Source organism: Desulfuromonas svalbardensis, from assembly GCF_055389415.1.
Genome location: NZ_AP042416.1, coordinates 1,541,376 through 1,557,272, shown reverse-complemented (window position 1 = coordinate 1,557,272; position 15,897 = coordinate 1,541,376). Strand labels below are relative to the sequence as shown.

Here is a 15,897-nt window from a genome sequence, read left to right as displayed (position 1 = left end):
GCGCTAGAAACAAAGACAAATCCCCTTGAATTTACAGTTAAAACCATTAGAATTTATCGGCATCCAACAGTATTAGAAATAAAAACCGTGCAACCTACTGCCGATATTGAACAAAAAACATTTTCAGCCTAAAGAGCTACATATGGTATAGCAACAAAGCTATGACCACTAACGGTAGCCACCACCGATCTCAACTCTCAAACTGGCAACATCAACAGCAATGTGTTAGTCTTTCGCACCCCATACGGGGGTTATCCTAACATTGGAGCACAAATGAAAAACACCACCGAACAATTTTTTGTCATTGTCCCACCGGGATTTGAATCCACCTGCGCCAAAGAGTTATCGCAGTGGGTTGACGCTCCATTGACCCTCTGTCACGGTGGCATCACATTTTCGGGCAAGTTACGAGATCTCTATCTTGCCAACCTCTGGCTACGCAGCGCTAGCAGAGTTTTGGTGCGCCTTGACAGCTTTAGCTGTCGCGACTTCCCAACACTTCACCGGAAATCACTCCGTTTACCTTGGGGCCGCTTTATCCAGCCAGATCGTCCGCTTACTCTGCGTGTCACCTGCCGTGGATCTCGGCTTATCCATAGTGACCGCGTTGCTGAAACCATCGAAAACGCGATCAATAAAGCTCTCGGAACCACCGCAGCAGGTAGCAATACTGGCCAAGAGAGCCAAATGATCTTTGTCCGTCTCGATGAAGATATGTGCACAATCTCTATTGATAGCAGTGGTGACTTACTGCACAAACGGGGCTATCGGGTTAAATCAACAACCGCACCCTTACGTGAGACCCTTGCTGCGGGCTGCCTTCTCCATTGCAACTGGCATGGCGAGGTACCACTATGGGATCCTTTCTGTGGATCAGGAACCTTCCCAATTGAGGCAGCGATGATTGCGGCAAACATCCCCCCCGGCAACCAGCGCACGTTTTCGTTTATGAACTGGCCTGGTTTCCGTCAAGGACTTTGGAATGCCCTCATCAGCGAAGCAAACAAACTTAAACGTGACACTTCCGTAACGATATATGGTAGTGACCTGAATGAAGAAGCCCTCAGTGCCGCGCAACATAATGCTAAACATGCAGGGGTAGAAACGATGATTCAGTTTCATCAGCACGATGCATTTACCCCTTTTAACGCATTTGATGAGGGGTTATTTATTTGCAATCCCCCTTATGGTGAACGGCTCGCATCCGCTTTCTCACCGGCAAAACTATTAAAAAAGTTAGCACAACAACTTAAGAACTCACCGAATATAGAAACAGCTATTGTCCTGCCTCACGACAAACAGATGCCGCAAAATACGCGACTTACTTTCTCCAATGGCGGCCTTGATGTTGCCCTCTATTCAACAAAAAAAAACCATACCCGTTAATGGGTATGGCGTTTTGAATTTCCTTGATCACAACACGACTAATCTGAAGTCAGGCTACTACCAACATGGCCCACATTACCAATGCCACTCAGCGCAAAGGTAAACATAATCTCCTCATCATCTAAGCGATCGCGATAACTAACAAACAAACTCCAGCATTGGGCACGATACTCAAGGCTGACGAGGTTTTCGAGTCTTTGTTTGTCACCAAGGTCGTAGCGATACTCATACTTAGCATACACAGGTTTCAACAAATCAATATCGACTGTCGCAGCCAAATATTCGGAGGCATTGCTAGCTTGGACTGAATTATCTTCAGTGTAACGATATGAGGCAGAGAAACCGACATCATCAGAATAACGGGCACCCGTTTCAGCATTGAATTTTGTAAATTGATTGCGGTGCGGATCATAACTCAAATCGACATCAACAATCCATTGTGTAGTGGGCCGCAAAATGAGTTCCGTGCGAATATCGGAGAAACGATCCGTGCCCTCTTTCTCCTCGCGGTCGCGACGACTGAGCCAAAAATCATGGCTTTGTGAAAAACGCAAATAACCGAGTTCTCGGTAAGTTGGTCGATTACTTTCTTCAACAAATCGACCGACAAAACGGTTAACCAGAGCGTATTCCACCTCATTTCTGTTTTCGATAAGGTCCTGTGAATCAAAATAAGGCAAATCACTCTGCTTAGTATTCGGAGTGTAGTAGTAGGTCACTTCGGGTTCAATACTGTGCTTAATCTTGGTCAAGCCCTGCTGCCGACCAAGATCAAAAATACGTGAGACCCTGGCCGAAAAACGCGTTGAAAAATCAACATTTTCAGCATGTTCAAACCCAGGCCCTTCACTTGAGGTCCAGTACAAACGCTCACGATAGCCAATCTCAGGTTCGACCTCTACGATATCTCCAGGTTGAAAAAAGGCAGATAGAGTGGGACGCATATCAACGCGCTCGCCCTTAAGACCTTCACGTCGCCAAAAGTAGGTGGAGGTTGAATCGAAGCTAAAGTAAAAAGGGCTTTCCCCAAGCCGGGTGCGATTATATTCCAGTTGAATTTCAGGCAGACGTTGCAAAGTGGTATCATTATTAGCGGTAAGATCGAGATCCTTAGTATAAAGTATTTGCCCCGTTAATGATAAATTCCCCCAGCGACGACTTAGGGCAATGGTCGATTCAACCTCATCCTTATCGTATTCCTCTGCGATCTCACCAAAATCTTCGAAATACTCGCGGTCACTGACGTATTCAACATCAGCACTAAAGCGTACATCGCCAGATAGTGTTCCAAGATGATCCCACCGATAGGCGAAACGATCATCTAGATCACTATAGTTTGAATCACCAGTGCTCGACACATAATAAAAGTTGGCGACACCTTCATTATCGTCACCGAAAACATAGCGGTACTGAAGCCCAGTACCAACGCCCATGTCTGAAAAATAATCAAGATAGAGGGTGGCATCCATGTTGCGTCCCATCACTTGATAGTATGCAAGAGATAGCTGCGATCCAAGTTCAGTGGAATAGCCAAACATCGGCAACAAAAAACCAGACTCACGTTTATCACTGACAGGATAGGCTAAATAGGGGACATAGAGAACGGGAACATCATAGAGATAAAATTTAACATGCTTAGCACGCGCAAACCCACCGACGGTTACGTCGAGAGCACTTGCTCCAAATTTCCAAGCGGGAACATCACCATCGCACGTGGTAAATGTACCATTCTTTATTCGATAACTGGCTTCACCGAGCTTGCTAATTTCATCACCTGAAATATGGAAATTATACGCAGCAAGAAAACCGTGAGCATATTGGGCAACGCCAACACCTGTCTTGATGTTGACATTCATCAACTCACCCTCAAGGGTCCCATCGGGATCGTCTAGCACTGCATTACCGACAGCGTCAGCATCACCGGTAAGGGCGTTGTAATGAACTTGATCAGCCTGCAGCCTAGTTTGGTCTTGTTGTATGTCAACCTGACCTTGAGCAGAGTAGACCGACGTCGCCTTGTCAAAATCAAGTTCATCAGCCTGAATCGACACCGGACTATCACTTTGATCAAAATCGCCAGCAATTGCTGAGGTGGTCAGCAGGCAAACGAAAAACAAAAGCTCTACCACAATACGATAACTATGCTTTACATCGTGCATCACGTCATTCACCTACAGAGATCAAATATTCACGACAGGCTGCCACCAAAAATAACGACCCGGCAACAACGACAATTTCCCCAATATAACAATCTTGCTGTGCAGCTTGAAGGGCCAAACCAATATTACAATAATTTTGAGATTCAACACCGACGGCATTAATCTGTTGCTGAACACTCTCCAGAGGATAGGGCTCTTCGACTGGCGGTGCAACACCATAAAACTTTTTCGTTAATGGCAATAACACATTAAGAATCGCAGGAACATCTTTATCAATTTTAAAGCCACCGACCCAGCGTATATGACACAACTTCTGCGAGGTTAAGTACTCGGCAAGAACCTTCGCGCCAGCAATGTTATGCGCACCATCAAGTAGCACGGCAGGATCGGCGCCAGGCCACCATTCTAAACGACCAGGCCAAAACGCTTGAGCTATCCCCTGCTCAACGGCAGAATCTGTAACAGGGAACCCATATCCAGCAAGAACCTCTAAGGTCATCAGTGCTACCGCAGCATTGTCCCCCTGGTGGACGCCAACAAGTCGAGGTTTTAACCCTGTCCAGTGGTTTCGAGGAGTTGTCACAGACAAAAAATCATCACGATGCTCGCACGTATAATCTTCACCACTCACCCAAGTGTCGCAATGCTTTTCTACAGCGATATCGGTCAATACCTGCAACACTTCATCGGACTGTGGACCAACAACCACAGGAGTGTGAGACTTGATGATTCCACCCTTTTCAACAGCAATATCGGCAAGGTTATCACCTAAATGGCTGACATGATCACGGCTGACGGGAGTAATCACTGAAACGAGGGGCTGAACCACATTGGTAGCGTCGAGCCTTCCTCCCATACCAACTTCAAGCAACACAATATCTACGTTTTGACGTGAGAAGTAAAGCAAAGCCAAGGCAGTCGTGAACTCGAAAAAAGTAGCTTGGCAGTGTGTGTTTTTATCACGAAGTTCTTCAACAAGAGTGATCAAATCATCATCGACGATAGGCTGACCGTCAATGGTGATCCGTTCGTTAAATTCATGAAGGTGGGGCGAGGTATAGGTGCCAACGCGATAACCAGATTGCGTTAGTATTTCACGCATAAAGGTACAAACAGAACCCTTACCGTTAGTTCCAGCCACGTGGACAATCCCATAACTGTTTTGGGGATTGTCCACTGACTGTAATAGTTCATAGCTATTTTCGAGACCGAGTTTTATCCCGAACATCTGGAGCCCGTAGAGAAACTCCAATATGTCATTTTTTGCCATATCAGTTCTTCGTAAAAATTCGTAACACTTGTGAAAGACGAGCCTTCATCTCTTTTCGACGAACAATCATATCAATCATTCCATGTTCAAGTAAGTACTCAGACCGCTGAAAGCCTTCAGGCAGTTTTTGGCGAATGGTTTGCTCAATAACGCGGGGACCAGCAAAGCCGATCAACGCCCGTGGCTCAGTCATATTAATATCACCCAACATGGCGAAACTAGCTGTAACACCGCCCGTCGTCGGATCAGTCAGTACTGAAACAAACGGCAAGCCCGCCTCTTTAAGCTTAGCTAAGGCTGCACTTGTTTTTGCCATTTGCATCAGAGACAAAATACTCTCTTGCATCCGAGCGCCACCAGAACATGAAAAGATAATGACAGGTGCCTGAGTCTCAATCCCTTTTTCAATAGCACGTGTGATTTTTTCACCAACAACCGAGCCCATGCTGCCGCCCATAAAGCTAAAATCAAACACAGAGACCACAACAGGCAGGCTATCAATTGTACCGCTGCCGCAAATCACTGCATCACCGCCACCAGCTTTGGCTACCGAGGCCTTAATACGATCTTTGTATTTTTTGGAATCTTTAAATTCTAGAAAATCAATGGATTCTAGCCCAGCGTCCATCTCCACAAACGAACCTTCATCAAGAACCAAATCAATACGATCTTTGGCACTAATGCGGAAGTGATAATCACATTTGGGACATACGTTGAGGTTTCGCTCAATCTCTTTTGCATAAATAATTTCAGCGCAATTTTTACATTTTGTCCAGATACCTTCAGGCATTTGAACAGTCTTTTTTGCAACAGGCGTAATGGGTGCCTTTGATTTTCTAAACCAGGACATGAGTTACCTCACTTAAGTAAGATCTGTCGCTCGAAGAATTCCCTGTTTAAGGCCATCAACGAATTGATAAACTTCTTCGAGCAAACGAGACGAATCAGCATTTTGCTTAATAACATTAACGAGAGCGCTTCCAACCACAACGGCATCGGAAAAACGTGCAATTAACTCTGCATCCTCAGCGGTAGTAATGCCGAAACCAACGGCCACCGGTACAGGACTGAGATCACGTAAACGCTTAACTTGTGCTTCAATTGAAGCGCCATCAACTTTTGTTGTTCCAGTGACACCCGTCATCGACACATAATAAACAAACCCACTTGCTTGAGACAATAATTCTTCCGTTCTCAACGCTGGAGTTGTTGGTGCCAATAACGTTATCAGATGAATTCCCTGAGGCTCCAAATAGGTGCACAATTCATCTTTTTCTTCAGGCGGAAGATCAACGAGGAGTACTCCATCAATCCCAGATTTTTTTGCATGTTCAGCAAAAAGTTTTGCTCCATAACATAAGATTGGATTGTAATATCCCATCAAAACTATTGGAACTTGAGTCCGCAGGCGAACACGCTCCACCAAAGCTAGAACACCCTTAAGTGTTGTCCCGGCAGCAAGAGCCCTTTCAGAGGCCGCTTGAATGGTTGGGCCATCAGCCATCGGATCGGAAAAAGGCATTCCAAGCTCGATAATATCTGCGCCAGCATCAACCAAAGTATGAATAATCTGCTCTGTTGTCGCTAAGTTAGGATCGCCAGCGGTAACAAAGGGGATCAGTGCTGCTTGTTGGCGCTCTTTTAGCTGTATAAATGTCTTTTCTATCCGCCTCACGCTATCCCCTTGTTCAATCAATCAAATTCAACAATTTGATTTCAGTTCAACTTTTACATAATCGCATAAGTGTAATTCAATAGCGGGTTCTGTTTCAACCGTTTTCTCATGTTAAAAATACTGCCAGCATCAGCAAGCCAGACAAACAACTGTTTATATTGACTTAATGTTATTTATTTCGGTCAAACATCTCTTTAGCTTGCTCTAGTACTGCGTGAAACAGTTGAGGAGTTATGCGCCGAGTCTGTACGTTATAACGACTCGTATGGTAGCTCGCGAGTAAGTACTGACCGTTCGGTAACCGGTAGGCCTCATTGTGTTTGAAAGGATAATCGGCTATTCGTTCAACCAGCCCAACCTCCTTTAAAAGGCGCAATACACTCATAAAGGCATCACGGCCTAATGCTAAAATCACCACCACTTGAGACAGTTGCTGCCACTCTTGTTTCAAATAGGGACGACAGGTATTAAATTCAGCGCCTGTTGGCTTGTTATCAGGTGGGACACATTTTACCGCATTACTGATATACAGATCGTGAAGAATCAAGCCATCATCACTATCACACGCAACAGCTTGATTACTAAAGCCTGACTGATGGATGAGCGGGTACATAAAGTCTCCCGCGCCATCACCAGTAAAGGGCCGACCTGTTCTATTCGCACCATGTGCACCAGGTGCGAGCCCAACAAGCCACAATCGAGCATCAAGATCTCCAAAACCTGACACCGGATGGTTCCAATAATCGTCACGATTGCGGCCAGACTTAGGTGGTAACTGCTTAAGGTATTGCACAAGTCGCGGGCAACGTGTGCACTCGTACAAACCGGGTAAACTTAATTGTGCCAACGACACTATGAGTTCTTCCCCGAAGGGGCTGATGGTTTGCGTCGCCGCGGACGAGCACTTGAAGGCTTATGTCCTGCAGGCTTACCCGCTTGTTTACGGTGAGGTGGTGTTTTCTTCTTAATCTGAGGTCGTTGATATTTCCAGCGGAACAATGCCTCCGCAGGAATTTCACTCGGAATTTTAGCGCTAATGTATTCCTCAATAGCAGGCAAGTGAAAGACAAGGTTTTCATCGGCCATGGTAATGGCAAGTCCCGATGCGCCGGCACGTGCAGTACGACCAATACGATGAACATAGTCTTCTGCATCTTGCGGAACATCGTAATTAACAACATGTGTCACATCATCAATATGAATCCCACGAGAGGCCACATCAGTAGCAACAAGAATATTCAATTTACCATCTTTAAACTCTTGAAGAATTCGCATCCTCTTTGCTTGCGAGATATCGCCAGAAATTTGAGCAGCCTTAAAGTTATTCGCCTGCAACACCAAAGTTACATACTCGGTATCCCGCTTGGTATTGGCAAACACCATCACTCGACCAGCCGCCATGGGTTCATCGAGAAGACCAATCAACAACGGCAATTTCTCTTTCATACCGACATGATAAACAATCTGGTCCACTCGTTCAGCGGTAACTTGTTCAGGTTCGATATCAACCTTTTCGGCATTGTTCATAAAGTCATAAGCAAGTTCCATGACTCGTGGTGATAATGTCGCTGAGAACAACATGGTTTGACGTTTATCAAATGACGGCAAGCGACGTAATATAAAGCGTAGATCACTAATGAAGCCCATGTCGAACATACGATCTGCTTCATCAATAACAAGGACCTCAATATGGTTAAACGAAAAGACCTTCTGCTTGGCGTAATCAATTAAACGACCAGGGGTCGCAACGATCACATCAACACCATCCTGAAGTGCTTTCCGTTGCTTCTCATAATCTACGCCACCAAATACCGGCAGTATTTTCAATCCACACGCTCCACCCAGCCCCTTAGCATCTTCGCAAATCTGCACGACAAGTTCTCGTGTTGGTGCAACGATTAAAGCGCGGGGATTTGTTGAGGTGCTCTGACGTTTTTTAAGCAATTTCGTAAACAGTGCGATCAAGAACGCCGCGGTTTTACCTGTGCCAGTTTGGGCTTGCGCCGCAACATCTTTACCCAATAACGCCAACGGGATTGCTTGCTCTTGTACGGGTGTCAACTCTTCGAAGCCAAGTGCAACAACGCCCTGTTGCACCTCTTCGGGTATTTCAAGTTCGGTAAAACGCATCAGTAAACTCCCGCTATAATTTCACATTAAAGGCTTCGGCAACAGTGTGTATATCCTTGTCGCCGCGCCCCGATAAACATACCGCAATAGTTTGATCCGCCCTCATTTTAGGTGCAAGCTTAATCACTTCAGCAATTGCATGAGCACTCTCAAGTGCGGGGATAATTCCCTCCAATTGCGTTAACATTTTAAACCCATCAAGTGCTTCTGCATCGGTTACAGCAGTATATTCAGCTCGTTTTATCTCATGAAGCAATGCGTGCTCGGGTCCCACCCCTGGATAATCAAGGCCTGCACTGATCGAATGTGCGTGTTCAATCTGACCATCATCATCTTGAAGTAGATAGGTTTTATTGCCATGTAAAACACCGACACGCCCTGCACTGATGCTTGCGGCGTGCTTATCCGTGTCCATACCAAGTCCCGCTGCTTCAACACCTATAAGACGAACTTCTTTGTCATTAATAAAGGGATAAAACATCCCCATCGCATTTGATCCGCCACCAATACAAGCTAAAGCGACATCGGGCAAAGAACCTTCAAGTTCCAGCATCTGCTCTCGCGTTTCACGGCCAATAACAGCCTGAAAGTCGCGCACGATCTGAGGGTAAGGATGTGGCCCCGCAACGGTTCCTATGACATAAAAGGTATCTCGTACATGAGTAACCCAGTGACGCATGGCATCGTTCATAGCGTCCTTAAGTGTTGCCGTACCGCTAGTAACACCATGTACCGTGGCACCCAGAAGTTTCATCCGAAAAACATTAAGAGACTGACGCCGAATATCTTCCGTACCCATAAACACATCGCACTCAAGACCAAAACGTGCAGCAACAGTAGCCGTAGCGACACCATGTTGTCCCGCACCCGTTTCAGCGATCACTTTCTTTTTACCCATCCGCCGCGCTAGTAGTATCTGCCCAACGGTGTTATTCACCTTATGAGCACCAGTGTGATTGAGATCTTCGCGCTTTAAATAGATCTTCGCGCCACCCAAGTGTTGGGTTAATCGTTCAGCATAATACAACGGACTTGGGCGGCCAACATAATGATGAAGATAGTAATCGAATTCAGCGTGAAACTCTGGATCTGCAATTGCTTGCGCATAAGCTTCTTCAAGTTCAAGCAGTGCAGGCATAAGAGTTTCGGCAACATAACGCCCACCAAACTGTCCAAAATGGCCACGATCATCTGGATATGAATACATTATTCTTTCTCCGACATTGATTTGGCGTTAAAAATAAAAGACTGAACACGTTGTGGATCTTTGCGCCCAGGAGACAGTTCAACACCGCTTGAGACATCGACAGCGTAGGGGATAACAGCCTCAATGGCTGCAACAACATTGTCTGGGGTTAACCCGCCGGCAAGAATAACAGGTCTCTTCTGCGCGACTTGCGCGGCTAAGTCCCAGCACCCAAGTTCCCCTGTGCCACCATAGGAGCCATCAACCCAAGCATCAAGCAGTAATGCCGAAACGGAATAATCTTCGAGTCCGACAAGGCATTTCTGGCTACGAATGCGTATGGCCTTGATCACCTTCACACCATCATACTGGCATTGAGACGGCGTTTCATCTCCATGCAATTGTATAATATCAAGGCAACATTGATCAATAACTGTCCGAATAAACTTCGATGTTTCATTAACAAACAAGCCAACAATAGACACTAAAGGTGGAAGTTGTTTAATGATTTTAGCCGCTTGTTCAGGCGAAATATATCGAGGACTTTTACGATAAAAAACAAACCCGAGTGCATCAGTTCCTGATGCAATGGCGTGTAGGGCATCTTCTAGTGAAGTAATCCCACAAACCTTAACTCGGACCGCCCCACGATTCATGGAGAGCGCTTTAGCGTGTACCACAATCTTCACCAATTAGTTCACGCAGCTTTGCAGTAAAATCATCCTCTCGCATCAGACTTTCACCAATCAAGAAGGCACCCGCACCAGCATGCTGCAGTTGCTCAATATCTTCACGGCAATGGAGGCCACTCTCAGAAACAACAAAACGATGTGAAGGAATCAGCTTCATCAATCTTTCACTGGTGCCGAGATCTGTCTTAAAAGTTTTAAGGCAGCGATTATTGATCCCTAACAGGGTACATTCTGTTTGCAGCGCCATCTCTAACTCTTGCTCGTTGTGCACTTCAAGCAAAACATCCATGCCAAGTTCACGCGCTAGCGCGTGGAAATCACGCAGCTGTGACAGATTCAGAGATGCAGCAATCAACAAGATTGCATCAGCACAATTCGCACGTGCTTCATAAATTTGATAAGGATCAACAATAAAATCTTTTCGCAATAAAGGCAGCTTTACCTGTGCGGAAATCTGAGACAAGTAACTGAGATGTCCAAAGAAAAATTGTTCATCGGTCAAAACTGACAAGCAGGTCGCACCAGCAACCTGATACCCTTTAGCGATAACGACAGGGTCAAAGTCCTTACGGATAATACCTTTAGACGGTGATCCTTTTTTTACTTCAGCAATAATCGCTGTCGACACCAAACTGCGACCACGAAGACTCTGCTCAAATCCACGAGGTGCTTCAATAGTACTAAGATCAGCTTCAAGGTCAGCAACAGTCCGGCTTAGCTTAGCTAATGCCACCTCTTCTTTTTTATGACGGACTATTTTATCAAGAATCATTGGTTAGTCATCCGAACGAGGGCACTAAGTTTTGCCTTAGCAAGACCATTATCAATAACCTCTTCAGCTGTGCGTACACCATCTTCAAGGCACTGAACAACACCTGCTGCAACTAAAGCGAATGCGCTATTTATAACAACGATGTCACGGCGTGGGCCGCATAATCCATTTAATATTGATCGAATAATTTCAGCATTACAGGTCGCATCACCCCCCTGAAGATCTTCGATTTGGCAGCAATCAAAACCTAAACTCTCGGGTTTAAATACTTGCATAGTAACCCGACCATTTTCAATTGAGGCAATCGTGGTTTCGCCTGTCATAGTGATCTCGTCCATGCCGTCACACCCATGAACCACAAAACCACGCTTGCACCCTAAACGATTCAACACTTCGGCAATGGGCTGAACTAAGCTTTCTTGATAAACCCCTAAAACTTGATGATCAGCACCTGCTGGATTAGTGAGAGGGCCTAAAAGGTTAAAAATGGTCCGAATACCAACCTCACGTCGTGGTCCAATCGCATATTTCATAGCACCATGTAACGCAGGAGCAAATAAGAATCCAAGATTAAGCTCCTGAACACACTGCTCAACAGTCGCTGGTGACACATTGAGGTTAACGCCTAACTCTTCGAGAACATCCGCACTACCACATGCTGATGAAATGCTACGATTTCCATGTTTAGCGACCTTTACCCCACATGAAGCAACAACAAAGGCAACAGTTGTTGAAACATTAAACGTTTTAGTGTTGCTACCACCAGTTCCGCAGGTATCAAGGATAGTTTCTCGATCGGTATTAATCTCTTCACGATCAAGATCAAGAGTGTGACCAACGCGTATTGGAGTGGCATGTTGCCGCATAACTCGAGCTGCACCAGTAATCTCTTCTATGGTTTCACCCTTCATACGCAATGCAGTAATTAATGACGCAATTTGAGCGGAGGTTGCTTCACCACCCATTACTTGGTTCATCACATCAACCATCATATTTTCACTTAAGTTATGGCCGTCAACAACAAGAGTAATGGCTTCTTTAATCATGATCACTCCAAAACTTATCAGCAAGGCGTAAAAAATTATCCATCAGTTCTTTCCCTGAAACTGAAAGAATTGATTCTGGATGAAACTGCACCCCCCAAATAGGAAGCTCTCGGTGCGCGAGGCCCATAATCATCTGATCTTGAGTCCATGCTGTAACGTTAAGTTCCGCGGGAAATGACGCTTTTTCAACGACAAGTGAGTGATAACGGGTTGCAATAAATGGACTTTCTAGCCCCGAAAAGAGATCACTATCTTCATGATAAATTTCACTGGTTTTTCCGTGCATCAACTCGTGCGCGCGTACGATAGTACCACCAAACGCCTCAGCAATGGATTGATGACCGAGACAAACACCAAAAAGTGGAACCTTACCAGCAAAATGTCGAATGGTTTCAACCGAGATACCCGCTTCGCGTGGTGAACAAGGCCCCGGTGAGATTACAATCTTTTGTGGATTAAGTTCTTCAATAGCATGAAGGTCGATAGCATCATTACGATAAACCACAACCTCCTCACCTAGTTCACGAAAATACTGAACAAGATTGTAAGTAAAAGAGTCATAGTTATCAATCATCAACAACATTACTCTAACCCCCCCTCGGCCATCTCAATGGCTTTCATGACACCACGCGCCTTATTAATTGTTTCATCATATTCAGCTTGAGGATCAGAATCAGCAACAATACCTGCACCAGCTTGAAGATGAATCATATCATCGTGCACAACTAATGTTCGAATCGCGATGGCTAAATCCATATTTCCAGAATAAGAAAAATAACCAACAGCACCACCGTATATTTCACGCCGGACAGGTTCTAATTCATCAATAATTTGCATCGCGCGAATTTTCGGTGCCCCAGTGAGCGTCCCAGCAGGGAATGTTGCTTTGAAGGTATCGAAAGCATCGCAACCATCAGCCAAACAACCACGAACATTTGAGACGATATGCATAACATGAGAATAACGCTCGATCATCTTAAACTCTGAAACTTCAATGCTACCAGTCTTACAGATCCGACCTAGATCATTTCGACCAAGATCAACCAGCATCACATGTTCAGCTAGTTCCTTGGGATCCGTTAAAAGTTCCTGTTCAAGTCGGCGATCATCGACGGAATCAACTCCTCTAGGACGAGTGCCTGCAATAGGTCGAACCTCAACAACGCTGTCCTCTTTTCTAACAAGAACCTCAGGTGAAGCACCGACAACTAGCGTCGAACCAAAACGGAGAAAAAACATGTAAGGTGAGGGATTTATCGTTCTCAATGATCGATAAATATCAAAAGGATCAACACGTAATGGTGCACTAAAGCGTTGAGACAAGACCGTTTGAATCACATCCCCAGAGCGGACATATTCTTTACATTTTTCTACAGCTTTTTTAAAATTTTCAGGAGTAAAATTAGGAGTTAATACGGATGGGTCCTGAACAATGGAGACCTTTGGAGCATGAGGCAAAGGGGTACGGAGTTGATCAATCAATACCTGAATTTTACTTACACCATCGGCATACGCATATTCAGTATCAGTTGAACCATCAACAGACACATTGCAAACAACCTTAATTTTTTGCAATCGATTATCAAAAATAAGGATGGTGTCTGTGAATAAAAAACAGCTGTCGTACGCACCAATTTCTGAATCATTTGAGTCAGGCAACGTCTCCACATAGCGAACCATGTCATAGCCAAGGTAACCCACAGCGCCACCATTAAAACGTGGCAATTCTGCAAGTTCAACGGGCTGATATTGAGCCATTATCGTCTTAAGAACATTGATCGGATCCTTGCTCTCACCTGAATCTATGACGTGTCCATTTTTAAGAACTTCATATCGATCAGATTGTGTGCGAAAGACAGTCCCCGCTCCTGAACCTAAAAACGAATATCTAGCCCATTTTTCCCCACCCTCAACACTCTCCAAAAGAAAGGATAATTCACCATTATCAATTTTCTTAAAAGCCGAAACGGGTGTTTCCATATCAGCTAGAATTTCGGCGTATATTGGTATTAAGTTGCCAGATTGTGTTAACGACTTAAATTCGGTGTATGACGGGTAGATTTGCATAGGTCCACTCAACGACTAGCTAGAAAAAAAGGCAAGGGTAGAAACCCTTGCCTTAGTAAAATCTAAATTTTATAACACCTTACTCTGCTGCCTGCTCTTGTTCAACAAGTTCAATGATTGAAACAGGTGCATTATCACCAAGGCGATTACCAACCTTGATAATACGGGTGTAACCACCAGGGCGGTCTTGGAACCGTGGAGCTAAACGATCAAACAATTTAGCAACAACTTTCTTGTCAAATACAACACTCAATGCTTGACGACGCGCATGCAAATCACCACGTTTACCGAGAGTAATAAGTTTTTCTGCAATTTTACGAACTTCTTTTGCACGAGCATCAGTAGTTGTAATGCGCTCATGATCAAGCAATGATGTAACCATATTTCTTAGCATTGCCTTACGGTGACTGGAATTACGTCCAAGGCGTCTACCTGATTTATTGTGACGCATAACTCGTTTTCCTTTCTATGCGTAGTCGAAAAAGTCTAAGCTTCTTCACGACTTTTCTGAAGCACTTTCAAGTACTCAGGATCGGGGAAATTTTCCAACTTCATGCCTAATGTTAAACCCATCTCAGCAAGGATATCTTTAATCTCATTGAGTGATTTCCGACCAAAATTTTGAGTTTTGAGCATTTCGCCTTCTGTGCGTTGTACTAAATCACCAATCAAGCCAATGCGAGCATTCTTTAGGCAATTTGCACTACGTACAGACAATTCGAGTTCTTCAACGCTACGATAAAGATTCTCATTGATTTTCTGAACTTCATCTTCTTCAGGTTCTTCAACTGGAATCTGTTCTTCATCAAAGTTGATGAACATTTGTAAGTGCTCTTTCAAGATTTTCGCTGCGTAAGCAACGGAATCTTCAGGAGAAACGCTACTGTCTGTCCAAACCTCAAGAGTGAGCTTATCGTAGTCGGTGATTTGACCAACACGTGCATTTGTAACACTATAATTCACCTTTTTAATCGGTGAAAAAATCGAATCAATTGGAATAGTTCCAACAGGTGCCTTTTCATCACGATTTTTTTCTGCTGTTACATAGCCTTTACCAATAGAAACCACCATGTCAATTTCGACATCAGCTTCCTTGGTGCAGGTTGCTATAAACATATCGGGATTTAATACTTCAACATTTGCATCGGTTACAATATCAGCAGCAGTAATGACCCCTGCACCTTTTTTGACGATACGAACATTGCGACTCTCTTGCCCTTCTAAACGAAGAAGTACTGACTTTAAGTTTAGAATAATATCTGTAACGTCTTCAGTAACACCAGGGACAGTAGAGAATTCATGAAGAACCCCTTTAATCCGTACTGAGGTTATTGCCGCTCCCTGCAATGAAGACAATAAAATTCGGCGCAAAGAGTTACCAATCGTAGTACCAAAACCACGTTCAAACGGCTCAGCAAAAAACTTGCCGTAATTGCTAGTCAGACTTTTGGTGTCGACTTGCAGACGCTTCGGCTTGATCAGATCTCTCCAGTTTTTATACATGCATTTGCTCC

General features: G+C 44.7%; 14 protein-coding genes and 1 pseudogene. 1 reads left to right on the top strand and 14 read right to left on the bottom strand.

Annotated features, from left to right (window positions below; all coding sequences use genetic code 11):
• Positions 1 to 273 precede the first annotated feature (273 nt).
• Positions 274 to 1,386: a THUMP domain-containing class I SAM-dependent RNA methyltransferase gene (locus ACZ5KY_RS07010; protein ID WP_464243178.1), complete on the top strand. Its 1,113-nt coding sequence runs from the start codon at positions 274 to 276 to the stop codon at positions 1,384 to 1,386.
• A 38-nt stretch (positions 1,387 to 1,424) separates the two neighbouring features.
• Here ACZ5KY_RS07010 and ACZ5KY_RS07005 read toward each other — a convergent pair whose 3' ends face one another.
• The 14 genes and pseudogenes from ACZ5KY_RS07005 to ACZ5KY_RS06940 form a co-directional block, all read right to left on the bottom strand.
• Positions 1,425 to 3,545, bottom strand: coding sequence for an LPS-assembly protein LptD (locus tag ACZ5KY_RS07005; protein ID WP_464244646.1), 2,121 nt, complete (start codon positions 3,543 to 3,545; stop codon positions 1,425 to 1,427).
• Positions 3,546 to 3,549: 4 nt separating this feature from the next.
• A complete protein-coding gene (locus ACZ5KY_RS07000) occupies positions 3,550 to 4,815 on the bottom strand; it encodes a bifunctional folylpolyglutamate synthase/dihydrofolate synthase (protein WP_464243177.1) in 1,266 nt (421 codons plus the stop codon).
• A gap of 1 nt (position 4,816) precedes the next feature.
• Positions 4,817 to 5,665, bottom strand: coding sequence for an acetyl-CoA carboxylase, carboxyltransferase subunit beta (gene accD / locus ACZ5KY_RS06995; protein WP_464243176.1), 849 nt, complete (start codon positions 5,663 to 5,665; stop codon positions 4,817 to 4,819).
• A 12-nt stretch (positions 5,666 to 5,677) separates the two neighbouring features.
• Positions 5,678 to 6,490, bottom strand: a complete 813-nt coding sequence (trpA, locus tag ACZ5KY_RS06990) for a tryptophan synthase subunit alpha (protein WP_464243175.1) — start codon at positions 6,488 to 6,490, stop codon at positions 5,678 to 5,680.
• A 169-nt stretch (positions 6,491 to 6,659) separates the two neighbouring features.
• Complete coding sequence (locus ACZ5KY_RS06985) at positions 6,660 to 7,217, bottom strand: uracil-DNA glycosylase (RefSeq protein WP_464243174.1); 558 nt, start codon at positions 7,215 to 7,217, stop codon at positions 6,660 to 6,662.
• 125 nt (positions 7,218 to 7,342) lie between these two features.
• The gene (locus ACZ5KY_RS06980; RefSeq protein ID WP_464243173.1) at positions 7,343 to 8,620 is read right to left on the bottom strand and encodes a DEAD/DEAH box helicase; all 1,278 of its coding nucleotides are present in this window, start codon (positions 8,618 to 8,620) and stop codon (positions 7,343 to 7,345) included.
• 13 nt (positions 8,621 to 8,633) lie between these two features.
• The gene (trpB, locus tag ACZ5KY_RS06975) at positions 8,634 to 9,827 is read right to left on the bottom strand and encodes a tryptophan synthase subunit beta (protein WP_464243172.1); all 1,194 of its coding nucleotides are present in this window, start codon (positions 9,825 to 9,827) and stop codon (positions 8,634 to 8,636) included.
• Positions 9,827 to 10,462, bottom strand: a complete 636-nt coding sequence (locus ACZ5KY_RS06970; protein WP_464244645.1) for a phosphoribosylanthranilate isomerase — start codon at positions 10,460 to 10,462, stop codon at positions 9,827 to 9,829. Before ACZ5KY_RS06970 ends, trpB begins: the two co-directional genes overlap by 1 nt.
• Positions 10,463 to 10,472: 10 nt before the next feature.
• Positions 10,473 to 11,270, bottom strand: a complete 798-nt coding sequence (trpC, locus tag ACZ5KY_RS06965; RefSeq protein ID WP_464243171.1) for an indole-3-glycerol phosphate synthase TrpC — start codon at positions 11,268 to 11,270, stop codon at positions 10,473 to 10,475.
• A complete protein-coding gene (gene trpD, locus ACZ5KY_RS06960; protein ID WP_464243170.1) occupies positions 11,267 to 12,316 on the bottom strand; it encodes an anthranilate phosphoribosyltransferase in 1,050 nt (349 codons plus the stop codon). The genes trpC and trpD overlap by 4 nt, the downstream gene beginning before the upstream one ends.
• Complete coding sequence (locus tag ACZ5KY_RS06955; protein ID WP_464243169.1) at positions 12,309 to 12,899, bottom strand: anthranilate synthase component II; 591 nt, start codon at positions 12,897 to 12,899, stop codon at positions 12,309 to 12,311. The genes trpD and ACZ5KY_RS06955 overlap by 8 nt, the downstream gene beginning before the upstream one ends.
• Entirely contained in the window at positions 12,899 to 14,383 is a 1,485-nt protein-coding gene (gene trpE / locus ACZ5KY_RS06950) for an anthranilate synthase component I (RefSeq protein WP_464243168.1), read from the bottom strand. The genes ACZ5KY_RS06955 and trpE overlap by 1 nt, the downstream gene beginning before the upstream one ends.
• A 94-nt stretch (positions 14,384 to 14,477) precedes the next feature.
• Positions 14,478 to 14,834 (bottom strand): annotated as a pseudogene (rplQ, locus tag ACZ5KY_RS06945) (50S ribosomal protein L17); the annotation flags it as partial.
• A 35-nt stretch (positions 14,835 to 14,869) separates the two neighbouring features.
• Positions 14,870 to 15,886: a DNA-directed RNA polymerase subunit alpha gene (locus tag ACZ5KY_RS06940; protein ID WP_464243167.1), complete on the bottom strand. Its 1,017-nt coding sequence runs from the start codon at positions 15,884 to 15,886 to the stop codon at positions 14,870 to 14,872.
• Positions 15,887 to 15,897: the final 11 nt, after the last annotated feature.